The sequence below is a fragment of the Algoriphagus hitonicola genome, assembly GCF_900113375.1.
Lineage (GTDB): Bacteria > Bacteroidota > Bacteroidia > Cytophagales > Cyclobacteriaceae > Algoriphagus > Algoriphagus hitonicola.
In genome coordinates this window covers 12,271-39,157 of sequence record NZ_FOPC01000019.1, presented here as the reverse complement: position 1 = coordinate 39,157, position 26,887 = coordinate 12,271, and the positions used below count along the sequence as shown (strand labels likewise).

20 protein-coding genes are annotated in these 26,887 nt (G+C 42.0%); 17 read left to right on the top strand and 3 right to left on the bottom strand.

The features are described 5' to 3' along the window. The first annotated feature begins 216 nt into the window (after positions 1-216). The 8 genes from BM043_RS18375 (at position 217) to BM043_RS18340 (ending at position 15,010) form a co-directional block, all read left to right on the top strand. Positions 217-1,842, top strand: coding sequence for a tetratricopeptide repeat protein (locus tag BM043_RS18375; protein WP_092794465.1), 1,626 nt, complete (start codon positions 217-219; stop codon positions 1,840-1,842). A gap of 194 nt (positions 1,843-2,036) precedes the next feature. Then, positions 2,037-3,128: a phytase gene (locus BM043_RS18370; protein WP_092794497.1), complete on the top strand. Its 1,092-nt coding sequence runs from the start codon at positions 2,037-2,039 to the stop codon at positions 3,126-3,128. A gap of 28 nt (positions 3,129-3,156) precedes the next feature. Continuing rightward, complete coding sequence (locus BM043_RS18365) at positions 3,157-5,925, top strand: TonB-dependent receptor (RefSeq protein WP_092794461.1); 2,769 nt, start codon at positions 3,157-3,159, stop codon at positions 5,923-5,925. Between the two features lie 241 nt (positions 5,926-6,166). After that, positions 6,167-7,009: a maleylpyruvate isomerase N-terminal domain-containing protein gene (locus BM043_RS18360; protein ID WP_143189579.1), complete on the top strand. Its 843-nt coding sequence runs from the start codon at positions 6,167-6,169 to the stop codon at positions 7,007-7,009. 357 nt (positions 7,010-7,366) lie between these two features. Beyond that, complete coding sequence (locus tag BM043_RS18355) at positions 7,367-10,582, top strand: SusC/RagA family TonB-linked outer membrane protein (RefSeq protein ID WP_092794494.1); 3,216 nt, start codon at positions 7,367-7,369, stop codon at positions 10,580-10,582. 31 nt (positions 10,583-10,613) lie between these two features. After that, entirely contained in the window at positions 10,614-12,164 is a 1,551-nt protein-coding gene (locus tag BM043_RS18350; protein ID WP_092794455.1) for a SusD/RagB family nutrient-binding outer membrane lipoprotein, read from the top strand. 78 nt (positions 12,165-12,242) lie between these two features. Then, positions 12,243-13,328 carry an alkaline phosphatase family protein gene (locus BM043_RS18345; protein ID WP_092794491.1) on the top strand — a complete coding sequence of 362 codons (1,086 nt, stop codon included), beginning with the start codon at positions 12,243-12,245 and terminating at the stop codon, positions 13,326-13,328. Then, positions 13,325-15,010 carry a metallophosphoesterase family protein gene (locus BM043_RS18340; protein WP_092794450.1) on the top strand — a complete coding sequence of 562 codons (1,686 nt, stop codon included), beginning with the start codon at positions 13,325-13,327 and terminating at the stop codon, positions 15,008-15,010. Before BM043_RS18345 ends, BM043_RS18340 begins: the two co-directional genes overlap by 4 nt. Here the strand turns inward: BM043_RS18340 and BM043_RS18335 are convergent. After that, complete coding sequence (locus tag BM043_RS18335) at positions 14,973-15,578, bottom strand: HD domain-containing protein (RefSeq protein ID WP_092794448.1); 606 nt, start codon at positions 15,576-15,578, stop codon at positions 14,973-14,975. The two genes, BM043_RS18340 and BM043_RS18335, sit on opposite strands and share 38 nt — an antisense overlap. Before the next feature lie 374 nt (positions 15,579-15,952). Between BM043_RS18335 and BM043_RS18330 the strand changes: the two genes are divergently transcribed. The 5 genes from BM043_RS18330 (at position 15,953) to BM043_RS18310 (ending at position 20,627) form a co-directional block, all read left to right on the top strand. Continuing rightward, the gene (locus BM043_RS18330; protein ID WP_092794446.1) at positions 15,953-16,666 is read left to right on the top strand and encodes an HAD hydrolase-like protein; all 714 of its coding nucleotides are present in this window, start codon (positions 15,953-15,955) and stop codon (positions 16,664-16,666) included. 55 nt (positions 16,667-16,721) lie between these two features. Beyond that, complete coding sequence (locus BM043_RS18325; RefSeq protein ID WP_245753079.1) at positions 16,722-17,984, top strand: DUF5690 family protein; 1,263 nt, start codon at positions 16,722-16,724, stop codon at positions 17,982-17,984. Continuing rightward, positions 17,981-19,102: a TIGR03364 family FAD-dependent oxidoreductase gene (locus tag BM043_RS18320; protein ID WP_092794440.1), complete on the top strand. Its 1,122-nt coding sequence runs from the start codon at positions 17,981-17,983 to the stop codon at positions 19,100-19,102. Before BM043_RS18325 ends, BM043_RS18320 begins: the two co-directional genes overlap by 4 nt. Before the next feature lie 77 nt (positions 19,103-19,179). Further along, entirely contained in the window at positions 19,180-19,749 is a 570-nt protein-coding gene (locus BM043_RS18315; protein ID WP_092794437.1) for a helix-turn-helix domain-containing protein, read from the top strand. A 176-nt stretch (positions 19,750-19,925) separates the two neighbouring features. Then, positions 19,926-20,627, top strand: coding sequence for a phosphatase PAP2 family protein (locus BM043_RS18310; RefSeq protein WP_092794434.1), 702 nt, complete (start codon positions 19,926-19,928; stop codon positions 20,625-20,627). On the opposite strand, the gene BM043_RS18305 is transcribed toward BM043_RS18310, so the two are convergent. Then, positions 20,602-22,149: an ArnT family glycosyltransferase gene (locus tag BM043_RS18305; RefSeq protein WP_092794431.1), complete on the bottom strand. Its 1,548-nt coding sequence runs from the start codon at positions 22,147-22,149 to the stop codon at positions 20,602-20,604. The genes BM043_RS18310 and BM043_RS18305 overlap by 26 nt on opposite strands. Before the next feature lie 160 nt (positions 22,150-22,309). On the opposite strand from BM043_RS18305, the gene BM043_RS18300 reads away from it, so the two are divergent. The 4 genes from BM043_RS18300 to BM043_RS18285 all read left to right on the top strand — a co-directional run bounded on the left by BM043_RS18300 (position 22,310) and on the right by BM043_RS18285 (position 25,817). Continuing rightward, positions 22,310-22,546: a hypothetical protein gene (locus tag BM043_RS18300; RefSeq protein WP_092794429.1), complete on the top strand. Its 237-nt coding sequence runs from the start codon at positions 22,310-22,312 to the stop codon at positions 22,544-22,546. A 125-nt stretch (positions 22,547-22,671) separates the two neighbouring features. Continuing rightward, complete coding sequence (locus BM043_RS18295) at positions 22,672-23,169, top strand: glycosyl-4,4'-diaponeurosporenoate acyltransferase CrtO family protein (RefSeq protein ID WP_218144170.1); 498 nt, start codon at positions 22,672-22,674, stop codon at positions 23,167-23,169. An 89-nt stretch (positions 23,170-23,258) separates the two neighbouring features. Then, positions 23,259-23,582, top strand: a complete 324-nt coding sequence (locus BM043_RS19590) for a hypothetical protein (RefSeq protein ID WP_177188523.1) — start codon at positions 23,259-23,261, stop codon at positions 23,580-23,582. A 288-nt stretch (positions 23,583-23,870) separates the two neighbouring features. Beyond that, positions 23,871-25,817, top strand: coding sequence for an ATP-binding protein (locus BM043_RS18285; protein ID WP_092794423.1), 1,947 nt, complete (start codon positions 23,871-23,873; stop codon positions 25,815-25,817). Between the two features lie 186 nt (positions 25,818-26,003). Here BM043_RS18285 and BM043_RS18280 read toward each other — a convergent pair whose 3' ends face one another. Then, positions 26,004-26,504, bottom strand: coding sequence for a pyridoxamine 5'-phosphate oxidase family protein (locus tag BM043_RS18280; RefSeq protein WP_092794420.1), 501 nt, complete (start codon positions 26,502-26,504; stop codon positions 26,004-26,006). Positions 26,505-26,887: the final 383 nt, after the last annotated feature.

The window sequence follows — 26,887 nt, the reverse complement described above, 5'->3', positions numbered from 1 at the left end:
GTGGATCATATCCTGATGGAATGTCCGTTTTGAAAGAAGGGGGAAACCCTTTTTTGGTCGATGGGAGAAATCGCTTTACTACCTTTTTCCTATTCATTATCGGGAGGAAGCCAAACATGAAATTGGTGAGATTCTAACCTGTAGATTATTGAGATTACTTGACGAAAGGACACAATTTGGTAATGATGTATTAAAATTCAGATTGGATATTGGGATATGAAAATTCGGGTAATTTATGCACTAGTTTTTTTCCTCGTTTGGGTAAAATCTTTCCAGATTGCAAATGGTCAATCTAATGATCTTGAATTAATTCAAAAGAAAGCGGAAAGCAACCCGAAAGAAGCTTACAGTAGGTTGACTGATCTGATCATCAGTTATTCGGATACCAAAAGTCTCCGTTATGGAGAAGCACTTTATTTGGAGGGAGTACTACTGAAGGAGTTTGGATTATATAAAGATGCCATACTCAAGCTCTATCAGGCGGAGCAGATTTTTCAAACACATTCATACACCAAAGGGCTTGCTGAGCTTTTTAATGTAATCGGTCAACTCTACTATAAAACTAAAAGCACTTCTGCAGCATTACAAAAACACCAAGAGTCACTCCGTATTTTTGAATCATTGGAGGACAGACAGGGGATTGTGCAATCTCTCGGCTTGATCGGGACTATGCATGAAAAATTGGGGAATTATTCAAAAGCCCTGATCTTCCAGAATCAAGCCATTGAGCTATTGAAAATTGAGGAGGATTCCTCACAACTCGCCATCCTCTTTGAAAATATCGGGAGTATTTATGAAGATTTAAATCAGTTTGACTCGGCCGATTTGTATTTTCAAAAGGCATTTGAGCTCAATTGGAATGCGGGGGATAGTTTGAAATTACCCGGTAACCTAAATAATCTGGGAGATGTGCGCAGGAAAACAAACAAGGCTACTGAGGCCATTCCGTATTACCAAGAAGCACTTGGACTAAGTATTAGGCTGGGAAATAAATACACTGAGCGCAGCGCGAGAGTAGATTTGGGTAAAAGCTATGCAGATTTGGGGGAATTTGAATGGGCCTACAACTATTTTGCTTCCGCCAGGGATCTCAGTGAATCTATTTTCTCAGAAGAGGCAGCCAGGCAATTAGCCCTCCAAGAATTCCAGTTTGAGGTACGGAAACAAAAAACCGAAATTGGGCATCTGGAAGAGATTCATCAGTTTGAAGTCAAGATGAGATGGCTTCTGATTGGACTGATTTTATCGATAATAACCATGGCTTGGATATTTTTTTCGAAGCAGCAATTGCGAATCCGAACTTCCCAGTCTCAACTTCAAAAGCAACGAGAAATCTTGGAAGTAAAGGAAAAACTCATTTTGAGTGAAAAGGAAAATATTAATTTACTCGAATCAAGAATGTCTGCCGAGGTTCATGCCCAACAAAAGGCGCTTTCAGCCCAAACTCTCCATGTGATTGAAAAGAATCAGATGTTAAAGGAAATTCAATCAAAACTACAGAGTACTCTAAATCTGGAAGCAAAAGAACAGAAAAAGAAACTCCGGAATTTGATCCGGCAAATTGACTATAATCTTTCGCAGGATTCTGATTGGGAAAGTTTCAAACAAGCTTTTGAAAATGTCCACCATGATTTCTTGAAAAACCTAAAATCCAAAAATCCAGAACTTACCTCAGGAGATCTCAAGCTTGCTTGCTTGATGAAAATGAATATGAGCAATAAGGAAATTGCGGCCACCCTCGGTATTTCTATAGAGAGCCTTCGGATATCACGATACAGACTACGAAAAAGATTGCAGTTGGCAGAAGGTAAGGATTTACAGAATTACCTACTTGGGATGTGATTCACAATTTTTTAATCTAAATGTAATACATTGTAAGTAATTGATAAGCAATAGAATATATTCAATTTTTTAGATTTTGTAGCGGTTTTGTTAACGCTGATTTCCTAGTGGAAAGAAAGGATTGTTAACGCGGAATTTCCAAATCTGCCTGGTAATCCCCCTAATCTTGTATGGTAATTAAACAACAAAAAACCATGCACAAAACATCAATTTATTTTATTTCACTTTTTGTATTGCTGGGGGTTTTTTCCTGTCAAAAATCTCAGATAGCTACCGAATCTATTCCTGAAAATCAGGAAATTGAAAAAATCCAACCTCTTTATGTTTCCGATTCTGTCATCCACGATACCGATGACCCTGCTATCTGGATCCATCCTGAGGACCATAAACAAAGTTTGATCATAGGCACCGATAAAGACGCCGATGGAGCCTTGTATGTTTTTGACTTGAAGGGAAATGCCATTGATTCCCTGATTCGGAGAGATATTCAGAGACCCAACAATGTGGACGTGGGATATGGATTGGCAATGGGATCAGATACCATTGATTTTGCGGTGACCGGGGAGCGTCTTACTTCGCGGTTGAGGTTTTTCAAACTGCCTGAAATGGTAGAACTAAATCCTGGTGGAATTGAAATATTTCAGGGAGAAAACGGTGAAGAATACCGGGATTTGATGGGAGTAGCCATCTATAAAAGCCCCCAATCCGGTAAAATCTACGTGATTGCTGGAAGAAAAAATGGCCCAACCGATGGGACCTATCTCTGGCAATATGAGATCCTCTCAACAGAGGAGGGGCTTTCGCTGGAGCTGGTCCGGAAGTTTGCCAATTTTTCTGGAATCAAGGAAATCGAGGCCATTGCTGTGGACCAGGAATTAGGCTATGTGTATTGCTCAGATGAGGGAGTCGGTGTCCGGAAATACTACGCTGAGCCGGAAATGGGAAATGAGGAACTTTCACTTTTTGCCCAAGATGGATTTGCAGATGATCATGAGGGGATTTCCATCTACAAAAGCTCGGATCGAGAAGGGTACCTGCTGATTTCAGATCAGGGAGCAGATCTATTCCGTGTTTTTCCCAGGGAAGGGACCAATCAAAATGCGCACGAGCACCCCCTTTTAGCTACGATTCCGCTGAGCACTTTATCAAGTGATGGATCGGAAGTAACTGCTCTCGACCTCGGTCAGGATTATCCATCGGGGCTTTTTGTGGCCATGTCCGATGATAAGACTTTTCAGATTTATGCTTGGGAGCAGCTTGAGAAACACATTCAGAAAAACCAATAATCATTTCGACTTTAAAAAATAAATACACATGAAAAAGTACCTGATATTTTCTCTGCCCGTATTGCTCTTTTTCTCTTTAGTGGGAAATGGATGGGCACAAGGGGTTTTAAAAGGAAGAGTAATTGATTTTCAGAATCTTGCTCTTCCCGGCGCTAGTATTGTCCTACAAGGAAAAGGCATTGGAACGATCACAGATCAAAAGGGTGATTATACGATTTCCAGTTTGCCTGAGGGGGATTTTGAAGTAATGGTCACCTACCTAGGCTATAATTCTCAAACCCAAACGGTAAAGGTCAGTCGAGGTGAGACCACGGTTTTGAACTTTAAATTGGAGGAAAAGGAATTTGAAAGTGCAGAATTTATTGTTTTCGGTGATCGGCTTAAAGGTCAAGCAAAGGCTTTGAATCAGCAAAAGACCAATTCCAACATTACCAATATTGTATCTTCGGATCAAGTCGGTCGGTTTCCCGATGCCAATATCGGGGATGCACTCAAGCGTATTCCAGGGATTACAATGCAAAATGACCAAGGTGAAGCCAGGAATATAGTGATCCGTGGCATGGCTCCACAGCTGAATTCGGTTACCTTAAACGGGGAGCGGATTCCTTCGGCGGAAGGGGACAACCGAAATATACAGATGGATTTGATCCCTTCGGACATGATTCAGACGATAGAAGTCAACAAGGCTGTCTTACCCAATATGGATGCGGATGCGATTGGGGGGTCAGTAAACTTGGTGACTCGACAGGCTCCCAATTCACTTAGAATTTCAGGAACTGCCGCAAGTGGGATCAACCTTCTGTCCAATCAGCCTATTTGGACAGGAGCACTGATCTTGGGTAATCGTTTTGCAAACGATAAATTGGGAGTGATTTTTTCGGGATCCTATAATAATCATGATTTTGGCTCTGATAACATTGAAGGGGTTTGGTACAATTCCGACAATGGAGTGGTTCTGGAAGAGTTTGATATTCGGGAATATAGAGTTCAGCGAGTACGACGCTCCGCGACATTAGCACTGGATTATGAAATTTCACCCAACCATACGCTTTTCTTGTCGGGTATGTACAACCATCGTGATGATTGGGAAAATCGCTTCCGGATGCGGGTCAGTCAGTTGGACGACTCTTTTGATGATGGCGATTTTACCCAGTCCAGTCCGGGGATTTACCAGACAGTAGGCCGAGTGGAATTTGAGACCAAAGGAGGACTCGATAGTGATCGCATCAAATCTGCCAGATTGGAAGACCAGCGTGTCTATAACATCACTGGAGGTGGAAAGCACCTGTTTAACTCACTTCAAATGAATTGGAGTGTGACTTACGCTAGAGCATCTGAGGAGCGTCCACAAGAGCGATATACTTCCTTCAGATCCAGTGGACAAAACGTAAGGTTGGATGTTTCTAACCCACGGTTTCCTTTGGCTATATTGAGTGAGTCAGCCGATAATTTGGGTATTGAGTTTAATGGTCTTTCGGAGCAAAATGAATTTACATTTGATCAGGATTTGAATGCCCGCTTGGATTTTAAACTTCCCTATTCTCAAAAAGGGATTTTGAATTTTGGTCTTCGATATCGGGGAAAAAACAAAGAAAGAGACAATAATTTCTTTGAATATGAGCCAGTAAACCTGGAATCATTCGGCCAGACTATCGGCGAATTGCCCAACCGAAATTATTCAGATCCTAATTATCTTGCTGGTTCACAATACGCCGTAGGGACTTTTATAGATCCTGATTTCCTGGGTGGTCTTGATTTAGGAAATGGCAGTTTGTTTGAAGAAAATGATTTGCCTGAGGAGTATGCTCCCGGTAATTACCTTGCGCAAGAAAATATTACTGGAGCCTATGTGATGGCAGATCATCAGTTGAATGAAAAAATCTCAGCAATCGCAGGCTTGAGAATGGAGCATACTGCAATCGACTATACGGGAAATATTTTTGACCTGGATAATGAAACAATTTCTTCTGCTACAGGGGATCAGAGCTACACCAATTTTATGCCCGGGCTTCATTTCAAATATGATCCCAGTTCCAATACTGTGTTGAGGTTTGCCTGGACCAATACCATTGCCAGACCCAACTATTATGACTTGGTTCCTTATGCGGCCTTTAGCCAAGAAGATGAGGAGTTGGAGCGAGGCAATCCAAATTTGAAGGCAGCAACTGCAATGAATTTTGACTTCATGGCCGAGCGTTATTATAATAATTTGGGTTTACTTTCATTTGGTGCTTTTTACAAGGATATTGATGATTTTGTATATACCATTACTACACAGGGTTATACAGACCCTTTATTTGGAACAGATTTGCAATATTCCAGACCTGAGAATGGTGGAACTGCCGCTGTCTTTGGTCTGGAAACTTCCTTTCAACGGCAGTTTTTAAAGAATTTTGGGATTTACCTCAATTATACCTTTACCCAATCCTCTACCACAGGCATCGAAGGAAGAGACGGAGAAGACCTGGAGCTTCCTGGTACAGCAGATCATATGTTCAATGCTTCTCTTTCATATGAAACAGAGCGTTTGGTGCTTCGGCTTTCTGTAAACTATACCTCAGATTATCTGGATGAATTGGGTGGAGAAGGATTTGAGGACCGGTTTTATGATCAGCAGACTTTCTTGGATGCCAACGCGTCCTTTGCCTTGACACCAAAGTGGAGGATTTTTGCTGAGGGGAATAATTTGACCAATCAGCCACTTCGTTATTATCAGGGCATTCAGTCCCGAACTATGCAGGCTGAATATTATAATGCCAGATTTAATTTTGGGCTAAAGTTTGATCTTTTTGAGTAAAAAATAAAAGTGGTTAAATAACTATATAAAGGCTGCTGATTCTCGGCAGCCTTTTTTTTAGCATATAAGTTAGGATGAATAGATTTGAAAAGATTGTGATTTTTTTGGGTGTAGAATTATTTACTGATGGAATGTCCGTTTTGAAAGAAGGGGAAAACCCCTTTTTTGGTTGATATTTTTAATTTTTGGTTTTGATTTAAGTTACATAAAAGAGATTTTTGGTTTCAATAGTTTGTCAAAAATGAACCAGTCCATTCCTATCCGAACCATTCATTTGTTTGAACCCCTGGATAATCTGCTGCTTGAAAAATTGAAGGAGATTGAACCTAAGGACTGGAATTTGCCGACTCGGGCGGGTTCTTGGACGATCAAGCAGATAGCGGCTCATTTGTTGGATGGAAACCTGCGGGCCTTGTCCATGCTTCGTGACGGGTATTTTGGTGAAAGTCCGGGGGAAATAAACTCCTATTCGGATTTGGTGGGTTTTCTGAATCGATTGAATGCCGATTGGGTGAAGGCAACTCAACGTCTGAGTCCTGCGGTTTTGATTTCGTTGTTGGAGTCTTCAGGGATGGAGTATCGAAACCTGTTGAAATCGCTGAAACCTTTTGAGAAGGCGGTATTCAGTGTGGCTTGGGCAGGGGAGGAAGAGTCATTGAATTGGTTTCATGTCGCAAGAGAATACACCGAGAAATGGCATCATACCCAGCAGCTTTTGGAAGCTTTGGACCAATCTGATAGGAGACTGCTTGCAAAGGAATTTTATTTGCCATACCTAGAAACTTCCATGCGGGCATTACCCCATCATTTTGCTTCATTGGTTGCTGTTGACCAAACCTTGATTCAGGTAGAATTGAAAGGGGAGTTTAGTGCAATCTGGTGGCTGAATAAAACAGAAGACAAATGGGGACTTTTGCCATTCAGCAAACAAAAACCAACCTCAATCCTTACGGTTTCTGATGATCTGGCTTGGAAAATCTTTACCAAAGGCATCAGCCAAGAAGAGGCTTTCAAGCAGCTTGGGTTTACAGGGGAGGGTATTTTTGCCCGGCATTTTGTAAAGATGATTGCGGTGATGGGATAATGGGGAATTTCAATTTTTTTAAAGGTAAGCTTCAGTTTTACTTGACCTAAACAATAAAGTATTGATAGCTGGTTAACAGAAATGAGTGATTAGAGGATTTTTTGCACTTAATATGTATAGTATTTATATACTTTTTTTCTTAATCAAGAATTCATAAATTAGAAAAATACACTCGTGATGTTAAGTTGATTTAATCAATTATTGGTTTAAAAATCCATAAAATGGCTTTTTTTACTTGTTAACCTAGAATTAATTCACTTTTTGATAATTCCATTTTTCTGTTCTGAAATATCCAAAAGTATAGCTTTGGTAAAATTTCTAACCAAAACTTTTGTCTATCAAAAACCTTTACAAACCATGATTGCTAATCAAAGCATTTGGAAGGGGATTTGGGCATTTTCAATGCTTTTTATCCTCAATCTTTCCTGGGCTCAACAAGTCAGAATAACAGGAAAAGTAAGTGATGCGAATAATGCTCCTTTGCCGGGAGCAACTGTTCTGGTCAAGGGGACAACTCGTGGCACGGTAAGTGACGTCGATGGGGCCTATTCCATCGAAGCGTCTCCAGAGGAAACGTTGGTATTCTCTTTTGTCGGATTTGAAACGGTGGAAAAACCCATCGGTAATGCTTCCATTATCAATGTTTCCTTAACTGAGGGATTTGCGCTCAATGAAGTGGTAGTGACTGCTTTGGGGGTAGAGCGAGAAACCAAAGCATTGGGCTATTCGGTGCAGGAAGTTCAGGGGGATCAGTTTACAGAGGCAAGAGAAACCAATGTCATCAATTCCCTGAGCGGAAGGGTGGCAGGGGTTCAAATTACCAATGGCTCATCCGGATTAGGAGGTTCTACACGGGTAACTATCCGAGGCGAATCTTCCTTGAATATCAATGCAAATCAACCACTTTTTGTGGTAGATGGGGTTCCTATTTCCAATAATGTAGTCGGGTCCTCGGGTTCAGGTGGCCAAGAGGTGGATTATGGAAACGCAGCTGGAGAAATAAATCCTGATGATGTTGCTTCCATGACTGTATTGAAAGGTCCAGCCGCAGCAGCCTTGTATGGTAGCCGTGCGGCAAACGGTGCCATCTTGATTACCACTAAATCAGGAAAAGGTAAAAAAGGCTTGGGAGTGAGCATTAATTCCAATGTGACTTTTGACAATCCCTTGGTATTGCCTCAGTGGCAGGATAAATATGGACAGGGAAATAATGGACAGTTTGAATTTGTCAATGGAGCCGGAGCTGGGATTGCGGATGGGGTCGACGAAAGCTGGGGGCCTGAAATGGACACCGGACTTCTAATCCCCCAATTTGATTCTCCCCGTTCCGTTGCAGGATTTAGAGGCGGGGATCTCAATGCATCCGAAGGAAGTACCATAACACCAACTCCCTGGGTTTCCCAGCCGAATAACATCAATGATTTTTTTGAAACCGGAGTCACACTTTCCAACAACGTTTCGGTTTCCGGGTCCAATGAGAATGCAAATATTCGGCTTTCCTGGACAAACTTGGATCAAAAAGGAATCGTGCCAAATACAGATTTGAAGCGGAATAGTATCGCTTTGAACGGAGGAATTAATGTGACAGAAAAATTATCGATCAATTCAGCCGTGAATTACCAGCGAACTGCCAGTGGAAACCGACCCAGTATCAGCTATGGGACGGAAAATCTGATGTACCTCTGGGTTTGGTATGGACGACAGATCAACACCCGAAATCTCCGGGATTACTGGATGCCGGGACTGGAAGGAACTCAGCAGTTTAATTACAACTACAACTACCACGACAATCCATACTTCACTGTCTTCGAGAATACCAATGGTCAGGGTAAAAACAGGATATTCGGAAATATTTCCGCCAATTACAAGTTTACCGATAAGCTCAACTTGATGGTGCGGACTGGTTTGGATACCTATAATGAACTTCGGGATAGAAGAAGGGCCTTCAGTACCCAGCGTTTTCCAAGAGGAAATTACCGAGAGGATGCGGTGTTCTTTTCTGAGCAGAATACTGACTTCCTTTTGACCTATTCAGAAACAAGCAAACCAGTTTGGACCTACAGCATTGCCTTGGGAGGAAACCAAATGAGGCAGGAAAATCGCTTCCAGCAGACGGTAGCCCCTCAGCTTTTGATTCCCGGGATTTATAATTTCACCAATACTGCGGTAAATCTTCAGGTCAATCAATTTAACTCCGAAAAGCGGATTAACTCCCTTTACGGTTTCGGGCAGATTGGTTATAAGAATGTTCTTTTCTTGGACGTTACCGGCCGGAATGATTGGTCATCCACCCTCCCTGTCGAGAGCAACAGCTACTTTTATCCTTCAGCTACCATGAGTGCTGTTTTATCGGACATGCTGACGCTTCCAAGATCGATTTCATTTCTAAAAGTTCGTGGAGCATATGCTGAGGTTGGGAATGATACAGATCCCTACAGCTTAACCAATGTGTTTAATCCCCAGGTGGCATGGGGGTCTATTCAGGCAAAAACTGAATCGAATCGCCTGGCAAATGCCAATTTGAAACCAGAGCAAACGGCGTCTTTTGAGACGGGGATTGATATCCGCTTCTTGGAGGGTCGATTGGGTTTGGACTTCACGTATTTTGATAACCGTACCCGCAATCAGATTATTCCTATCGAATTGGATATCGCTACCGGTTATGCTTCTCGTATTATCAATGCGGGTGAAATCCAGAATAAAGGTATCGAGCTTGTACTCAATGGGGCTCCCGTTGTGTCTGAGAATGGTCTGAACTGGAACTTCATGGCAAACTTTACCCGGACAAGAGGCTATGTTTTGGAGTTGACCGAAGGGCTTGATACCTACACGTTGACCGAACGGAATGGCGCAAATATTCAGGCTCGAATCGGTGAGCGGATGGGGAATATTTATGGGGTAGGCTTCCTTAGAGTAGAAGACCCTCAAAGTCCATTCTTTGGTCAAATTGTCCATAATTCTACAGGAACCCCTTTGAGAGATCCTGAATTGAAGCTTCAGGGAAATTATAATCCCGATTGGATGCTTGGGTTCCAAAATAACTTTAGCTACAAGAGCCTATCCCTGGGATTTCTTTTTGACTATCGGCATGGAGGTATTGTGGTATCCCGTACAAAAGTCATCGGAAGTACCGCAGGACAATTGGAGGAAACATTATTGGGAAGGGAAAATGGATACGATCTGAGTATAGAGGGAAATGGGATCGTGAGTCTGGGTGTGGTTCAGAATGCCGATGGATCCTACTCTCCCAATACCGTGAAGATTACCTCCAGAAACTGGCATAATCGGTACTATGAGCGAAATAATGTGGAAGCGGCAAAGTATGATGCCTCTTTTCTCAAGCTTAGAGAAGTTACCATAGGATATATCGTTCCTAAATCTTTCTTGGGAAGAGCTCCCATTCAGGATGTGAAAATTTCTTTTGTGGCTAGAAATCTGGCCCTTTGGACCGAAAACCCACACTTTGATCCGGAGACATTATCCATGGCAGGCGGAACCCTGCAGCCAGGTGTGGAAAACATGTCTTTTCCTTCCACTCGAAGTGTAGGTTTCAATTTGAACGTGCGATTCTAAATTTTCCCAACCCATCAAATTTTATGAAATCATGAATTCAAATAAAAAATATCTATCAGCAATTGGTCTTGCCCTTTTCTTGGGCTTGGGAGCCTGTGATCAGGACTTTGAACAAATAAATATCAATCCCAACAGTCCCGAGACTGTTTCATCAGCCTTGTTGCTTCCTACGATTATCCGTAATACCACCAATGAGATGGCTGGTAGAGCTTGGGGCTATGGGAATGTAGTCATGCAGCAAACGGCTAAAATTCAATTTACCAATGAGGATCGGTACAATTGGGGGCCGCAGGGAAACCCTTATTCCTCCTTTTATAATTCTCTGAGAGATTTGAATAGTGTGGTTGAAATTTCTACAGAGGCAGGGCAGAATAATTATTTGGGAATAGCCAAAATCCTTCGGGCGAATATGTTTTCTTTTATGACGGATGCCTACGGGGACTTGCCCTATTCAGAAGCTATTAAGGCAAAGGAAGACATCAACTATCCAAAATTCGATACTCAGGAGGAGATTTACAATGGTATTCTGTCTGACTTGGAAGAAGCCAATACCCTACTCGGATCCTCTTTGGAGATTGTGGAGGGGGATATTCTCTTTGATGGAGATATCTTGCGATGGAGGAAATTAGCCAATTCTCTCCGCTTGAGACTTTTGATGCGGCTCTCAGACCGAAGGGATCCCTCCTCAGATATGCAGGCTATTGTGGCTAATCCTGAGCAATTTCCGATATTCACTTCCAATGAGGATCATGCCGCATTGCAGTATTTGCCAGATGTTCCCAATCAGCATCCCATTTTCACGTATCGATCGGGATCTTTTGATGAGTACCGGCTTTCCGAAAAAATGGAGGGAGTACTCAAAGACTTGAATGACCCTAGAATTTATGCTTATGCCCAGCCTACCAATGCAAGCGGAGCACAGGTTGTCGGTGAGATTGAGGATTACCAAGGTGTTCCCAACGGACTTGCCGATGAAGAAGCCCTGCAATATTCACCTTCCGGTGACCCCGCTCAAGGAGGGTCAAACTTTATCTCCAGAGTGGGTTTGCTTTGGGCTTGTGCCCCCTGTTCTTCTTTGGCCAATCCATTGGGGTATCAAGCATTGATCATGACTTATTCTGAGCTTCAATTTATTTTGGCAGAAGCCCGCGAACGGAATTTTATTACTTCAGGTACAGCAGAGGGCTTTTATAGAGCTGGGATCCAAGCTTCTTTCGAATACTACAGAGAACGCTATAATTTCATCAACCTTCCACAAATTGCAGATAAACTGATGATAGACGATGCTTATCTTAGTCAGGATGGGGTAGCCTATTCCGGAACTACCGATGACAAACTTCGGAAAATCGGCACTCAAAAGTGGTTGGCCTTATTCTTTACCGGTATGGAAGGATGGTACGACTGGAGAAGAACTAACTATCCGGAAATTATCCCAGGTCCTGCTGCATTTATCAATACGGTTCCGGTTCGGTATATGTACCCATCCTCAGTTCAATCATTGAATGGCGAGCGATATCAGGAAGCTATAGCCAGACAGGGAGCTGATGAAATTACCACCCGGGTTTGGTGGGATATAGATTAAAACCAATTACCTTAAATCAATCCAATTTCCTGCATCCCATTTGGGGTGCAGGATACCTTTTTCCTTAATCGAATGAAAATGAAAGTTAGAGCATTTACACTGGTGTTTTGTTTTTTCACCCTGGCCTCATGGGGACAAAAAACCACCAAAACAGAAAATATTGTACTGATCACTCTCGACGGGCTTCGTTGGCAGGAAGTGTTCAAGGGTGCTGATTCCCTAATGATTGATGATACGGGAATGATCAAAAATCAAGGTTCTTTATTGGAGGAATACTGGGACGTTGATCCTTTAAAACGAAGGGAAATGCTTCTGCCTTTTTTTTGGCAAACGCTGGCAACCGAAGGTCAAATCTACGGCAACCGATCCTATGGAAACTTGGTAGACAATTGGAATAAAATGTGGTTTTCTTACCCGGGATATAATGAAGTGCTCTCAGGCTTTGCGGACGATGAGCGGATTAACTCCAATTCCAAAATCAATAATCCAAATACCACGTTTTTGGAATATTTGAATAAAATGCCTGAATTTAATGGGAAGGTGATGGCTTTTGGCTCATGGGATGTTTTTCCTTTTATCGTCAATGAAGAGCGAAGTGGGGTGCCGGTCAACGCGGGTTTTGATTTGGCAGAAGGGGAGGACTTGACAGAGGCCGAACGGGTAATCAATCGAATCCAGCAGGAAATAAGAGGTCCTTGGGGTGGAGTCCGCTTGGATCCATTCACACACCATTTTGCGATGGAGGCCTTCAAAAAACACAAGCCTCGGGTCATGTATATCGCCTATGGAGAGACAGATGATTGGGCTCATGGAAATAAATACGATGAGTACATTTGGTCAGCCCATCAGACAGATGCCTATATTCAGGAAATCTGGGAAATGATTCAGGCTGATCCACAGTATAAAGACAAAACGACTTTGATCATTACTACAGATCACGGCAGGGGAGTGACCAAGCGAACTTGGACCAGTCATGGCGCATCGGTTCCTGAGGGAGGTGAAATCTGGATAGCTGCCATTGGTCCGGATACTCCGGCTAGGGGAGAAATGAAGCTGAAGGGTCAGTGGGCTTCTGCTCAGATTGCCCGCACAGTTTTTCAGCTCCTGGGGATGGAATATCCCGATGAGAAGGCCGGTGAGTTGATCGAAGAAATGCTCAAATGAGACTCTTATTTTTGATTTTATTACTGATGAATTTTGCCGGTTGTCAATCTAGCTCTACCTCTCCAACTTATGGAGAGGTATTTTTTTCGGACTCGGAGTGGATTAGTGATTTCAATAAGCAGCACTCTTTACTGAAATTAAGCAATTCACTGGATTCCAATTGGGTATTTATGGGAAGGGATTCGGTTCAGGGAATACAGCAAGATGTGCCTATCTGGAAAAATAAAGGAGAATCCGTCTGCTTGCCACATCGCTTGAGTTTTCCAAATCAGTCTTACTGGTATCAATGGCAGGGAGAATTGGAAAAGGGAATTCTGTATGTGGATGCCGATGACGGAGCACAGGTTTGGCGGAATGGGAGCCGGATCTCCAAATCTGAACCAGGAGATTATTTTGTGATTCCTGAATCTGGAAGAGCACAACTGACTATTCGTGTGATTAACAACGCCATGGCTGGAGGTCTGCGAAAAGTACATTTTGTGGATCAGGCTGCTTTTGAAAAATGGCGCGACATAAGGGAGGAAGCCTGGAAAATCTTACTTTCTGAGCGAAAAGCTGCATTGATTCAGGATAGGGAGTTGAAAAGCCAACTAAAGGAAATGGATGCTCAGACACGAGATGAGATATTAGCCGTTTATCCGATTTTATTCACAGAACCGGTCCAAATCTTGGGAGAGAATGGTCAAGTTTTTTTGCGCTGGGTAAGTGAACAGGACGGGAAGGCCTGGATTCAGTTCGATAATGGTAAACGAGTAGAAGTTAGCTCCGAAAACAATGTTTTTACTTGGAATTTGGATTCCGAATACTCCGGTTCATTTCAACTTTATCAGGAGAAGGCTTACTTGGGTGAATTTCAGATTTTGGAAAGAAAAAGAAAAGAAAAAGTAAGCTTAGCCATATGGGGAGATCCACAGGGAGGATGGGATACATTTCGAAAAATTGCCTCAAAAATTGGAGAGCATCAACCCGATCTGAGTATAGGTTTGGGAGATTTGGTTAATAATGGATCCGAATATTGGGTCTATCCCCGCTTTTTGCAAACAGTGGTTGCCATGAACAGCCCTCAGCTTTTTGTTCCCGGAAATCATGATTATGATGGGTATTATGAAGATATGCGGGCATCGGCCTTTGAAAAATACCTGCTTTCGGAAAATCAAACCACCTATGGTTTTCATAGGATTGGGCAGGTGGGAATAATCACGCTCGATCCCAATACTTTTTTTCCAGTTGGGCTACCTGATGATTCAGCGCAGAAATTGTGGTTGGATAGCATCCTAAATTCAAGGCACTGGATCGAGTCATCATGGAAAATAATTGCAGTTCATCAGCCTCCTTTTTCCCAAGGCTGGCCGGGGTACCATGGAGAGGAGAGCTTGCGAAAGTTGCTTGAGCCTTATTTTCACTCGGGATTAATCGATATCGTCCTTTCGGGACATACCCATGATTATGAGCGCTTGACCGGAGTTTATTCAGGACATCCGGTTCATTTTTTGATTTTTGGAGGTGCAGGTGGGAGTCTGGAACCGATCGGAGAAAAGTCCTCCTATCCTGAGATGGATAGATTAATCAAGACCCATCACTTTGGAATAGCCGATTTTGATAGTACCAAGGTCAATCTGAGGGTCTATGATACATCGGGTCAACTTATAGATCAGATTTCTTTTCAGAATCCGAAGCAGTAGAGAGGATATGAAAGGCCATTTCCCGAAAGGTGTGAAGGTTACCTACGGGAATATTTTCTTCTTTGGCTTCTTCATCCCATTTTCTCATTGCCAGCGAAAGTTTAAAAAGCTCATGATTCTCAAAATCTTGAGCTTCCTTTTCGTTCATGGGGCCTCCTTGATAGCGTAAGGTTTGTCTGCTCGCTTCCGATAACAGTTGATAATAATCGGGAGATATAAACGTGAGATAGCGTTTGGCCTGCACATGGTTTTCAACTAGGAGCGCAATTTTTTCGGGAAAGCCCAATTCTCTAAGAAAATTTGCGCCGATTATTTCATGACGTTTGACTCCAAATCCGCTCATTGAATCTGTCTTTATCAAATGAGTGATTAAATGGCCAATATCATGAAAAAATGCTGCCAAGACGACCTGTTCATCCCTGCCTTCCGATTGGGCAAGCAGGGCGGATTGGTACATGTGTTCCAGTTGAGATACTGGCTCTCCAATGTAATCCTCATTTCCATGCTTATCGTATAGATTAAATATCAAATCCAGTTTTTGATCGATGCTGAGATGGGAAAGATTCATTTTAGAATTGTTTATAAATACTAAATAATTGAATTTAAAATCAAGATTGATGGAATTGATGTTAAACTTTTTTGAAATTCACCATTTCTTGGTAAGAATCAATTCATGTATCTGTCTATGAGTATGATAAGGAAATTATTCTCTGAAGTTTCGAGTAATTTTTCGTATTAGGCAACAAGTCAACCTTTTATAACCCTGCCTTTATTATATTTTTTTGAATTTCTATTGATTATCTTAACAGAAAAGTAACCCGGTGATTTTTGAGATTTTTTTACCATTGTTTAATTTTACTAAACAAGTAAATTGGTTTTGTCTGAGAGGGGAAGGGAGGTCGATAGTGATTTCCTTTCCTTTTCTACTGTTAATAGAGAATTATGCCTAAAATTCAACTGGCTGTTTTTGATATGGCCGGAACTACTATCCACGATGAAAACAACGTGGCCCGTGCATTTCAACACGCGTTAAATCAGGCCGGATATCCAGAAGTGACGCTTCAGGAGGCCAATGAGAAAATGGGGTACTCCAAACCCCAGGCTATCCGGGAATTACTTCAAATCCATGAGAGGGACCCGAAAAAAATCACGGATTCATTCATAGATAGCATTCACTCGGATTTTGTTCAGAGAATGGTAGATCATTATTCAAACGATACCGCCATTCGTCCCAAGGAAGATGCCGAGGAAGTTTTTACTGCTTTAGCTGAAATGGGAATAAAGGTAGCCCTGGATACTGGTTTTAGCAGAGACATCACCGATATCATTTTACGTCGGGTGGGTTGGTCTGATGGTCAATTAGTGCATGCTACGGCTGCCAGTGATGAGGTCCCCAAAGGCCGGCCTTTTTCATTTATGATCCAAAAGATCATGCGCCAACTGGGGATTAGTGATCCGAAATCCGTGATCAAAATCGGCGATACGGAAGTGGATATTCATGAAGGACATCAGGCCGGATGTTTAATGAGTATTGGGGTGACAGGGGGTGCCTATTCCAAAGAGGAATTGATTTCACATCGGCCCACTCACATTGCTGAGAATTTAAGAGGGGTACTGGAAATTATTCAGGAATACGAACTTTCCTTGAAGGAGTAAAATGTACAGAATTCCATCACTTTTTAATTTTCTGAGGAGAATATCTTCCTTTCACATGAGTCTTTTTGCCGCGGTAATGGGCTTTTTGACCTATAGTAGTATGTATGCATTTCGTAAGCCCTTTGCAGCAGCTACTTTTGAAGGGGAGTATTTGTTGGATCTGGACTTGAAGGTTTGGTTGATTTTGGCACAGACCTTAGGCTATATGGCCAGCAAGTTTTACGGAATAAAGATGATTTCCGAGTTAAAAAAAGAAGGAAGAGCTAATTTAATTATCGGGCTGATTGGTTTTTCTTGGTTGGCTTTACTCGGTTTTGCCATTGCTCCGGCCCCTTATTCAATCTTATTTTTCATTTTTAATGGTTTTCCACTGGGTTTGATTTGGGGTATCGTATTCCATTACATGGAGGGGAGAAGATTTACAGAAATGATGGGAGCTATGCTTGCGGCCAGTTTTGTGTTTTCTTCGGGGTTTGTAAAGTCAGTCGGTATTTTATTGATGCAGGATTTCTCTGTTTCTGAGAAATGGATGCCATTTTTTACTGCTGGAATCTTCTTTCCTCTGATGGTGATCAGTGTCTTCTTGCTCAATCATATTCCCGAACCTAGTGCTGAGGACAAGCAATTGAGAAGTCCGCGCCCTGCCATGGATTTCAGTCAGCGAAGGCGATTTTTCCTGGAAAATTGGTTTGGAATTATCTTGTTGATTTTGGTTTACATGATGCTGACAAGCTTACGTGACCTTCGGGATAATTTCGTGGTGGAAATCTGGTCAGGCTTGAATATTGATGTTTCCCCAACTATTCTTACCCAAACCGAAATCCCGATCACACTAGTTCTTCTTAGTCTGATGGCAGGATTGGTATTGATAAAAAACAATGTTCAGGCATTTTTTCTAAACCATTGGATAATCCTTTTGGGTAGCGGGCTTGCCATTTTGGTGACCTTAGGACTTCAGGTCGGATATGTGAACCCCTATTGGTGGATGGTCGGGGTAGGTACCGGTGTCTATATGGCTTATATCCCATTTAATTGTTTGCTGTTCGAGCGCTTAATTGCCTCTTTTAAAAGTGCAAGCAATGTGGGTTTTCTGATGTATCTGGTGGACAGCTTTGGGTATTTGGGTTCCAGTTTGATTTTGATGGGTAAGCAATTTGACGTTTTAAGTGAGATCCCATGGCTACAATTTTACATTCAAATCATTTTCTTATTTATGGGATTGTCACTCGTGCTGATGGGGGCTTCATTGGTCTATTTTCAAAGAAAAATAAGAAGCAAAAAGAATAAAGTATCCATTCCAATGGTTCAAACATTATGAAGAAAGCTATTGTCATCGGTGCGGGTGTGGTCGGCTTGGCTGTCGCCAGGGCTTTGAAAAACTCGGGGGTTCAAGTCAGCATATTTGATCGTTATCCCAAAGCGCAAGGGGCTTCTGTCCGAAATTTCGGGATGATTTGGCCCGTGGGACAGGCTCAGGGATTGCGTTTTGACCGGGCCATGCGAAGTCGGGAAATTTGGTTGGATTTAAGCCAAAAGGCCGGCTTTTTTGCCGAACAAACCGGGGCATTACATTTGGCTTATACCGATTTGGAAATGCAGGTGGTCGAGGAGTATGCTCAGGCCCTCTCAGAAGTAAAGTCTGCCCAGGTTTTAAGCGCTCAGGAAGTGAGCCAAAAGAGTCCTGCAGCCAAACTCGGAGGATTAAAAGGGGCACTTTGGACCGAAGAAGAAGTCATCGTAGATCCCAGAGAGGCGATTTTTAAAACGGCTCAATACCTGGCAAAGGAGGGGGTAGCATTTCATTGGAGCTGTGCGATTTCCCGAATCGAAGGAGGAAGGGTCTATTCTGGTCGTGAATTTTGGGATGCTGACCAGGTTTATGTTTGTACTGGAGCGGATTTTGAAATCCTTTACCCGGAGGTTTATAGAGAATTACCGATTACCAAGTGTAAACTTCAGATGGCGAGGCTGGTAAAACAACCCGACAATTGGAGAATCGGACCACCCTTATGTTCAGGCTTGAGTTTTATTCATTACAAAGGTTTTGAGGTGGCACCCTCACTTGGAGCCTTAAAGGAAGTTTACGAGAAAAAATTTCCGGAGCTTTTGGAATGGGGGATTCATGTGATGGTTTCTCAGAATGGAATGGGAGAATTAACCATAGGAGACAGTCACGAGTATGGATTGGATTTATCCCCATTTGATCAGGAAAAAATCAATCACCTGATCATCGATTACTTAAAAGGATTTGCGGAATTTAAGGATTGGAGTATAGCTTCTACCTGGCATGGGATTTATCCAAAAATGACCAATGGAGCAACTGAGTTGATTCATCCCGTATCAGATCAAGAAATTATTGTGAATGGCTTGGGTGGGGCAGGAATGACACTTTCATTTGGCTTAGGTGAGGAGGTGGTGAAAAAATACGGAATTTGAACCCAGTAATTCTTACTGACGGGGCAGGGGGTGTCTTTGTTTTTTAGTAGTTTGTCCCGTCTTATCACCTAAAAAGCATGGAACAAGAAGTAATCGTTCAGATCAGTGAAAAAATCAAGCGGATTCGGAAGGAAAAAACATTTACGCTTCAGGATATTGCCGATCGGGCAGGAGTGACCAAAGGACTGATCTCTCAAATTGAAAACGGAAGGACGATTCCTTCCTTGATGGTGTTGATTCAGATCATCAAAGCCTTGGAAGTGGATTTAGATGAGTTTTTCAATGAACTCAGTTTGCATGGACGCGAGGCCCCCATCTTGGTGAAACGAAGATCTGACTATGAGCATTTTGAAAAGGAACCCGCTAGCGGGTACGATTATTTTCGAATATTCACCAAAAAAGTGAAGGAAACTACCATTGATATCGTGCTTCTGGAAATTCAGCCCGGTTCAAACCGTGACTTTGTCCAAACAGAAGCCTATGAATACAAATACATCATATCGGGGTCGGTAGAATACCAGTTTGAAGATCAGGTGATCCAGTTAGAGGCTGGAGACTCCATGCTATTCAATGGCCGCTTGGCTCATAATCCAGTTAATTCTGGAAAAACTCCCTGCCAAATGCTGGTAGTCTATTTTTTTGAATGATTGCTTAATTGGACCTTATTCTTAGGATAACTTTGGAGCTTTGTTACTCAAACTTTGTCATTCTTTCAATTCCTGTAATATAGACTTAAAAAATTGGGCGACTCAAAAGACTTAACTTCTAATTTATTTCATGAATAGCTAATTCTAAGGCAAAGCTGGGCAGCTATCTTGCTGACGTGAGAAGTAAAAAAAACTCAATCAGTAAGATTCAAATCTTTGCTTTTGCACTGGTGTTATTTTTGGGCTTAGCTACCTTTTTGTTTCCAAAAGGTACTCCCGAGCTTTTTTTAAACCAATATCACCACCCACTTTTTGATCTATTCTTTAGCACCTTGACTCATCTGGGTGACATGATCATATTATTGTTGATTTTACCAATTTTGGCCTTAAGAAAAGTTTCCTTTGCCCTGTTTATGAGTTTAGCGGCTATTGTTCAGACCATCCTTATTTTGATTACCAAACATGCTCTTTTCAAGGGGATGCCGCGACCCGCTGAATACCTAAAGGAGGTCTCATTTTATCAGATTCCAGGTGTAGAGCTTCATCATTGGAATTCATTTCCATCTGGCCACACAGCCACAGGGCTGATGATTGCTGCCAGTCTCATGATTATTTTTAGTCGAAAGAAACATTTTCAGTTGCTGTTCTTATCAGCCGGATTCTTAGTGGCTTTAAGCAGGGTGTATCTCATGCAGCATTTTTTTGTAGACGTTTTTGCTGGTGCTGCCCTAGGTATTCTATCTGCTTGGATGGGTAGAGTCCTATATTTTCAGTTTTTCCCAAGTAAAAAATTAAATTGCTCCCTACTTGCCTTTATTAGTTTTGGGAAATCCAAAAGAACTACTACTCCTATTAAAAACCCGGAGATTTCGGTCTGATCAAAATCGTTTCTGTTCCCTCAAAGATATCTTTCCCCTGGAAAACCACTTCATAGGGGTAAGGAAAGGAGTCCAAAACCTTACGGTCGGTGATGACCAATGCCTCATTTCCCGCTGATTCATTCCAAGCTGGAATAATTCTCCTAGCTTGAAAAGGAAAAGCAGGATTCATCTTTTTCCAATAGTAAAGTCTAGGCCCATTCTCCCAGTAGACTTTTGACCGGATTACCGGATTTTGGACATCTATGGCGTGCAGCAACTGGCCCATCAACCAAACCGCCAAACCAAAAAAACCCAAGCCCAAAGAAAAATAAGCCAATGATTTTACTTTTTGTAACACGAAAAAAATTGAGATTAATCCAAATAGCGCTGGAAATATTACCCAAACTAAAGGAAATATTTCCCCGAAATAACTTCTCTGATAATCCTGAGTAAAGAAAACAGCAAAGGGTAAAACCAATAGTAGCAAGGCACCAATAGTAGTCACCAAATTAAAAAACAGATTGCTGGGTCTAGTATAAAACTGGCTACCAATCAAAATAGCTAAAAAAGGAAATGCAGGAGCGATATAATGGGGAAGCTTGGTGCTTGCGAAGGAAAAAAACAAAATAACAAAGGCCACATAAAGGATAGACCAAAGTATCAGGGGCTTTCTGCGAATGTCATAATATCTCAATCTCCACGAGGAAAACAATATCAGTGAACTTGGAAAAAACCCTAGGATACAGTATACCAGTGGTAAATAAAAAGGCCCACGGTGACCCTCCATCGGGGAGGAGTAGCGGTTGAGGTTGTGGGTAAAAAAGAACTCCTCCAGCCATTCCCCACTATTCAAGAAATACACACCGACATACCATGAAAGACCGATGCCAAAAAATAGGATAATGGCCAAAGGATCAAAGAAACGTGTGAGTTTTAGCCGATGACTGTATCTCTGTAACATTAGGTAAGCCAACAGAGGGATCACAACCAAAGCCACCGCTACAGGGCCTTTGGCAAGAAAAGCCAACCCCAAAAACAAGGCGGCCCTTCGTAGGTATTTTAATGGATGGTTTAATTTGAATAGGTAATTTTCCAACTCCAGACAGGCAGCCGTTAAGAAAAAAATCAAGTAGGGGTCCGGAACCGCCATTCGAAACTGAATCAGACACTGCACGCTGACCATAAACGAGAAAATCGATACCTGAGCCGCTTTTTCATCAATCCGGTTCCTGACTTTCAAAAAAATCATTACCCCTGTCAACCACCCGAAAATACCTGAAAAAATCCGTGCCGAAAACTCCCCTACACCGAAAATAGAATAGGCTGCTCCCATGAAAAAATAGTGAAGAGGTGGTTTATCATATCGGGCTTGACCATTGAAAGTAGGATTAAACCAATTACCGCTTTCCCACATTTCGCGGGCAGCCTCGGCATTTTTGGCTTCATCGAGTATATAGATGCTGTAGAAATCCTGGCCCGCAATAAATACGATACCTGATAGCACTAGTAGAAACCAAGACCAAAATGAAATACCCTTCATACCAGTTCAAACTTAGTATTCGAAAATGGAATGTCTGTGAAGAAACCTTTATGATTAGGTTAGATAATAAGGATAGCAAACCTGGTTGGCGTAAAGCAATAACTTGTAGCATCCACTGTTCCCTCTCATCTATAGGTAGATCAAACATTGGCCTGAATGTATGTTGGGACTACATAAGATTGTTTCCAAAAATCACTACCGCTACACCTGGATGTCGCCGGGAATGGCTGCGTTTGGGATCCCGCTTGGAGTGGTCTTTGGAACGAGCCTGGGGAACATGGCTTTTCTGGCAATAGGATTACCCATCGGAATGGCAATTGGGATATCAGTAGGTTCTGCAATGGACAAAAAAGCAAGTGAAGAAGGAAGACAGATCAACTTGGAGATTACGTATTAAGTTAAATAACTTTCCTTAGATTGTATTTTCTTTTTATCCTCAATGATATGGTAAAAAAGCTCCTATTATCCTTCGCTTCCATTTTCCTAGCTTACAGGTCACTGGAATTGTTCCGATTTTTAGAGATGACCAACCCAATTCAGTTTAGTTGGCTAGGCGTATTCGCTGTTTCTTTTGCCTTGAATTTATTTATAACAGGTGTTTATGCCTTACTTGGTTTTGCCTTTCGGACTAACCGTATTTTACCAAACTCCTATTATAAGATCAAGAATTCAGAAAACTTGGCATTGATCTATCAAGTTTTGGGCGTGGAGTATTTCAAACTACTCTTACTAAAGTTCTTTTGGGGAAAAGAGAAGAATCGAAAAAAGTATTTTAACGGGACGAAGACTGGAATTGAGAATTTTGACACGCAAACACGGCAATCAGAATTTGGTCACTTGGCGGCTTTTATTACGATTGAAATCCTAACTTTCTATCTTCTAATCAAGGGGTATGCCCTCATTTTCTTGCTTACCACGGTAATCAATGTGATCGGAAACCTTTATCCGATAATTTTGCAAAGGAGTCATCGAGTTCAAATTGAGCGGTTGAGACTAGTATTGGAAAAAAGAAGAAGATGAAGTAAACTCACTAACTAGGAATCGATAGTCACATTCCAAGCAAAAGTTGATCAATTAAAACATGGGAGAAATCATTTCTCAAATTTACGATGAAGGAGAAATTCAATCTGAAATTGGACCTATCTGTAGGTGAACGGACAAACCTCCGAAAGCAAAAGATCAAAAAATCAATGACTTTAAGCTATGCTCCGGACGAATTGGCAATTCTTTTAAATGTCTCAGAATTTAGAGCGAAAGAGATTTTTGCGTTAGCTGACTTTCAACAGATTCCCTCAATCGGAATCGAATTTGCGTCACACTTCGAAATTCATCATGATTCATTTATCATTCGATATTTTTCAAAGGTCAGACATCACCAATCTCCAAACTTCCCATCGATTCAACAGTTCGACAGTTCCCCAATTCATCAATAATCATTACCGCTTGAAAATTGCTCATTGAAAATTGATATCCTCCTCGGCACTACAAGGCTAATTTCCGGTGGATTCTCGAGCAGAGGTGAGAGATGGCCGCTAAGCCTAACCCCCCCATTCCGATGCTCCTTTTAGTCGCAGCTCCATTCAGCGCCATAAAATATTACGCTCCTCCGCAGAGCTTAGTAGCTCCTGGATAAAGCTCAACCTTGCCTTTTTTTTAGTTTCTTGGGTATATTGAAGCGTTTTAAGCCTATTTCATTTCATTGTGTATCCCATTCCCATTTTATGACAACCATTTTTGCGCTTTTCCTTCTCATTTTTCAGCAAACCCTCACACCGGTAGATAGTCTGAAAAATGAGCTCAAAAACGTAAACGAACCTGAAATCAAAGCCGAGCTCTACTATCAACTGGCAAGAGCAACTTACGGTTCGGACCAAAATTTAGCAATTGCCTACTCGGACTCGGCACTAGCACTAGCTATTGAAAATAAACTTCTCAAGATTCAGGGGAATGCGTTAAATATCAGAGGGGTTTCTTTTTTGATCAAATCCGAATTCGACTCCGCGATGAAGAGCCATTTGCAGGCACTTGAGATCCGGGAGCAAATTCAGGATACAGTAGGTTTACTGGAGTCCCAGTTGAATATCGGGAATATTTTGTATCGAAGGGGCAATGCCCGTGAGGCGGCGCAGCGCTATAGAACCGCCCTTTACTATGCCCGCATTTCAGGGAATCAACGGGGTCAAGGTCTTTTATTCAATAATCTGGGAAGCTATTTCAGGGACTTATGGGCTGAGACAGAGGCACAAATAGACTTGGATTCCTCCCAATACTACCTGAGCCAATCCCTCAGCATCAAAAATTCGATGAGTGATTTTCGGGGTTCCATCAACACGCTGAGCCAGCTCGCACAATTGGCCCGGGCAGATGGGGATGATTCCTTGGCCCAGCAATACCTGTCTGAGGCTTTGGAGGTTTCGGATGGACTCCAAGATCAGGAACTGCAGATTTCTCTCTTGTCCGAACTTGTGGATTTTAACTTGGAAAAAGGGAATAATGGACAGGCATTGGCCTATGCAAAAAATGCTATGGAGATCGCCGAAGAGATGAATACACTTTTTCAAATCTCCTCGGCATCAGGACTGATGGCCAAGGCCTATGAAGCTGCGGGGGATTATCCCAATGCCTTGAGCTATACCAAAAGGAAACTGGAAAGCGAGCAGGAACTTAATAGAAATCGAAACAAGCAGATCACCGAGGATTTGCTGATCAAATACGAATCAGAAAAAAAGGAAATCGAAAATCAGGCCTTGCTCGAGGAGCAAAAGTATTTGGATTTGAGTATTCGCCGCAAAAATGAATTTCTAATTGCCGCAGGGGTGCTTTTATTAGGTTTGATCGGTATTTGGATTTTTCAACGAAGAAAAAATAAAGAGCTGGCAGAGGCTCACCAAGAAACCACCGAGATTTTGAGTCAGCTTCAAGCCCAAACCCAAAAAATTGAAAGCCAAAGTCAGAAACTGGAAGATGCCAATCTGGCTTTGACCGAATCCAACCGAATCCGAGAACGGCTCTTTTCGGTTCTCACTCATGATCTCAAAACGCCAATTACCTCTCTTCTTGGGATATTGGGTATTTGGACGGATAAGATGATCACTCAAGAGGAGTTTATGAATCTATTGCCCAGAGTTTCAGCTCAAATCCATGCAGTCAAAGGACTGATGGAAAATCTTCTGGAATGGGCACAGGCAGAGTTGGAACAAAGTGAGGTGACTTTTACGGAGGTGAATATCCGGGAATTGGTGGAGGGTACTATCCAGCAACTTTCTTCCTCTTTTGAAGGCAAAAGCCTGAAGGTTCAAAACGATATACCCGAAGATCTTACACTTAAAACAGATCGGAACCGGCTAAATTTTATTCTGCGAAATCTACTTGCCAATGCCGTCAAATTCACTTCTGAGGGAGGAAGCATTCGAATCCACCATTCCTCCACAGATGCCGAAATAATCAGTGTTTCGGATACAGGAGTAGGCATGAGTTCGGACAAAGTTGAAGCGCTGTTCTCAGGCAGAGTATCTTCCCAGTTGGGAACACAAGGGGAAAAAGGCCCAGGTGTAGGTCTGTTGCTCTGCAAGGAATTTGCCCAAAGCCTGGGAGCCGATTTGAAAGCAGAAAGCAAAATCAATCAAGGCACCACTTTTTCGATCAAATGGCCTCAACTGAACATTTAATCAATTTTTATTGCTTTTTTTCGATCTTGAGAAAAGAACGAAGATAATCTTAAGGGTATTTGGCAAAAATACCGTGTTGATTCTGTAGGGATGAAATCTTCGAATCGTTAGATCAGCTGATCTTTCCCCTTAAAGAAAAACCCCAGAAATCTTCTGAGGCTTAATCCTTTGAAAATTGCATAAGTTTTATTCGGTCCCGAATTTTTTACTTTCACCCAAGTTCGGAGTGGATGATTCAAAAATATTGGACTTGGTGACTTCAAATAACTGAACCAATTTATTATTGGTAGAATCCCAATGTTCTCCTTTGCTGATTTTCACCTCAAGTATAGCTACATCCGGATCATCCTTGCCGTTTTTGAACCAGGCTGCGACCCATTTATTCCAATATTGATCGATTAAATCCCGCTTTTCAGAAAGTTTCGCTTTGCCCGTAAGGGACACATATACATTATCCTTGGGATTGCTAAATGTCAGACAAACATCTTTGTCTTGGGCGATTTCAAATGCCTTGGCATCAGTTTTCGAAGTGAAAAAATATAATGTCCCATCGTAGGCATCTTGCACCAAACTCATCGGACGAGCTCTTAAGCCGTCCTCATCGTTTAATTCCTTGGTTACCAACATTCCTACTTTGATATCTTTAATTAAATTCCAAATGAGTTGTTTGTGTTCTGGGCTTGACATAATTTTTTTGGTTTGATTATACTAATTAAACAGGAGATCAGGTTTAATGTTCCCGTACAGCTAAATTGTTCTTTTACTGCCGGCATCGCACATCATGGGTATTGGTATTTTGAAAGCTGTCGAATATCGAACAACACTGACCGAATGCGGGCAGCGTTAAACGATTAGTTTTGTTAGCGTAAAACCATTTTTTGCTATTCGATTTTAGGTCTTAGAAGAGGACGGAGAAATTGCAGAAACTTTATCTGGATTTGGAATAGATGATCTCAATAAATTTGTGTTGGGTGCAAAATGAGGGTTTTGATTGCTTGAGTGATGATTTGTTAGAATAGGGTTCTTGATTTTTTTGACCTAGATAAGAATGAGGAAGCAAAAAATGTTTC

What these genes read in the sequence shown, in the direction of transcription:
- BM043_RS18375 (WP_092794465.1), top strand. Translation starts at nt 217, where the DNA reads ATGAAAATTCGGGTAATTTATGCACTAGTTTTTTTCCTCGTTTGGGTA.
- BM043_RS18370 (WP_092794497.1), top strand. Translation starts at nt 2,037, where the DNA reads ATGCACAAAACATCAATTTATTTTATTTCACTTTTTGTATTGCTGGGG.
- BM043_RS18365 (WP_092794461.1), top strand. Translation starts at nt 3,157, where the DNA reads ATGAAAAAGTACCTGATATTTTCTCTGCCCGTATTGCTCTTTTTCTCT.
- BM043_RS18360 (WP_143189579.1), top strand. Translation starts at nt 6,167, where the DNA reads ATGAACCAGTCCATTCCTATCCGAACCATTCATTTGTTTGAACCCCTG.
- BM043_RS18355 (WP_092794494.1), top strand. Translation starts at nt 7,367, where the DNA reads ATGATTGCTAATCAAAGCATTTGGAAGGGGATTTGGGCATTTTCAATG.
- BM043_RS18350 (WP_092794455.1), top strand. Translation starts at nt 10,614, where the DNA reads ATGAATTCAAATAAAAAATATCTATCAGCAATTGGTCTTGCCCTTTTC.
- BM043_RS18345 (WP_092794491.1), top strand. Translation starts at nt 12,243, where the DNA reads ATGAAAGTTAGAGCATTTACACTGGTGTTTTGTTTTTTCACCCTGGCC.
- BM043_RS18340 (WP_092794450.1), top strand. Translation starts at nt 13,325, where the DNA reads ATGAGACTCTTATTTTTGATTTTATTACTGATGAATTTTGCCGGTTGT.
- BM043_RS18335 (WP_092794448.1), bottom strand. Translation starts at nt 15,578, where the DNA reads ATGAATCTTTCCCATCTCAGCATCGATCAAAAACTGGATTTGATATTT.
- BM043_RS18330 (WP_092794446.1), top strand. Translation starts at nt 15,953, where the DNA reads ATGCCTAAAATTCAACTGGCTGTTTTTGATATGGCCGGAACTACTATC.
- BM043_RS18325 (WP_245753079.1), top strand. Translation starts at nt 16,722, where the DNA reads ATGAGTCTTTTTGCCGCGGTAATGGGCTTTTTGACCTATAGTAGTATG.
- BM043_RS18320 (WP_092794440.1), top strand. Translation starts at nt 17,981, where the DNA reads ATGAAGAAAGCTATTGTCATCGGTGCGGGTGTGGTCGGCTTGGCTGTC.
- BM043_RS18315 (WP_092794437.1), top strand. Translation starts at nt 19,180, where the DNA reads ATGGAACAAGAAGTAATCGTTCAGATCAGTGAAAAAATCAAGCGGATT.
- BM043_RS18305 (WP_092794431.1), bottom strand. Translation starts at nt 22,149, where the DNA reads ATGAAGGGTATTTCATTTTGGTCTTGGTTTCTACTAGTGCTATCAGGT.
- BM043_RS18300 (WP_092794429.1), top strand. Translation starts at nt 22,310, where the DNA reads ATGTTGGGACTACATAAGATTGTTTCCAAAAATCACTACCGCTACACC.
- BM043_RS18295 (WP_218144170.1), top strand. Translation starts at nt 22,672, where the DNA reads ATGACCAACCCAATTCAGTTTAGTTGGCTAGGCGTATTCGCTGTTTCT.
- BM043_RS19590 (WP_177188523.1), top strand. Translation starts at nt 23,259, where the DNA reads ATGAAGGAGAAATTCAATCTGAAATTGGACCTATCTGTAGGTGAACGG.
- BM043_RS18285 (WP_092794423.1), top strand. Translation starts at nt 23,871, where the DNA reads ATGACAACCATTTTTGCGCTTTTCCTTCTCATTTTTCAGCAAACCCTC.
- BM043_RS18280 (WP_092794420.1), bottom strand. Translation starts at nt 26,504, where the DNA reads ATGTCAAGCCCAGAACACAAACAACTCATTTGGAATTTAATTAAAGAT.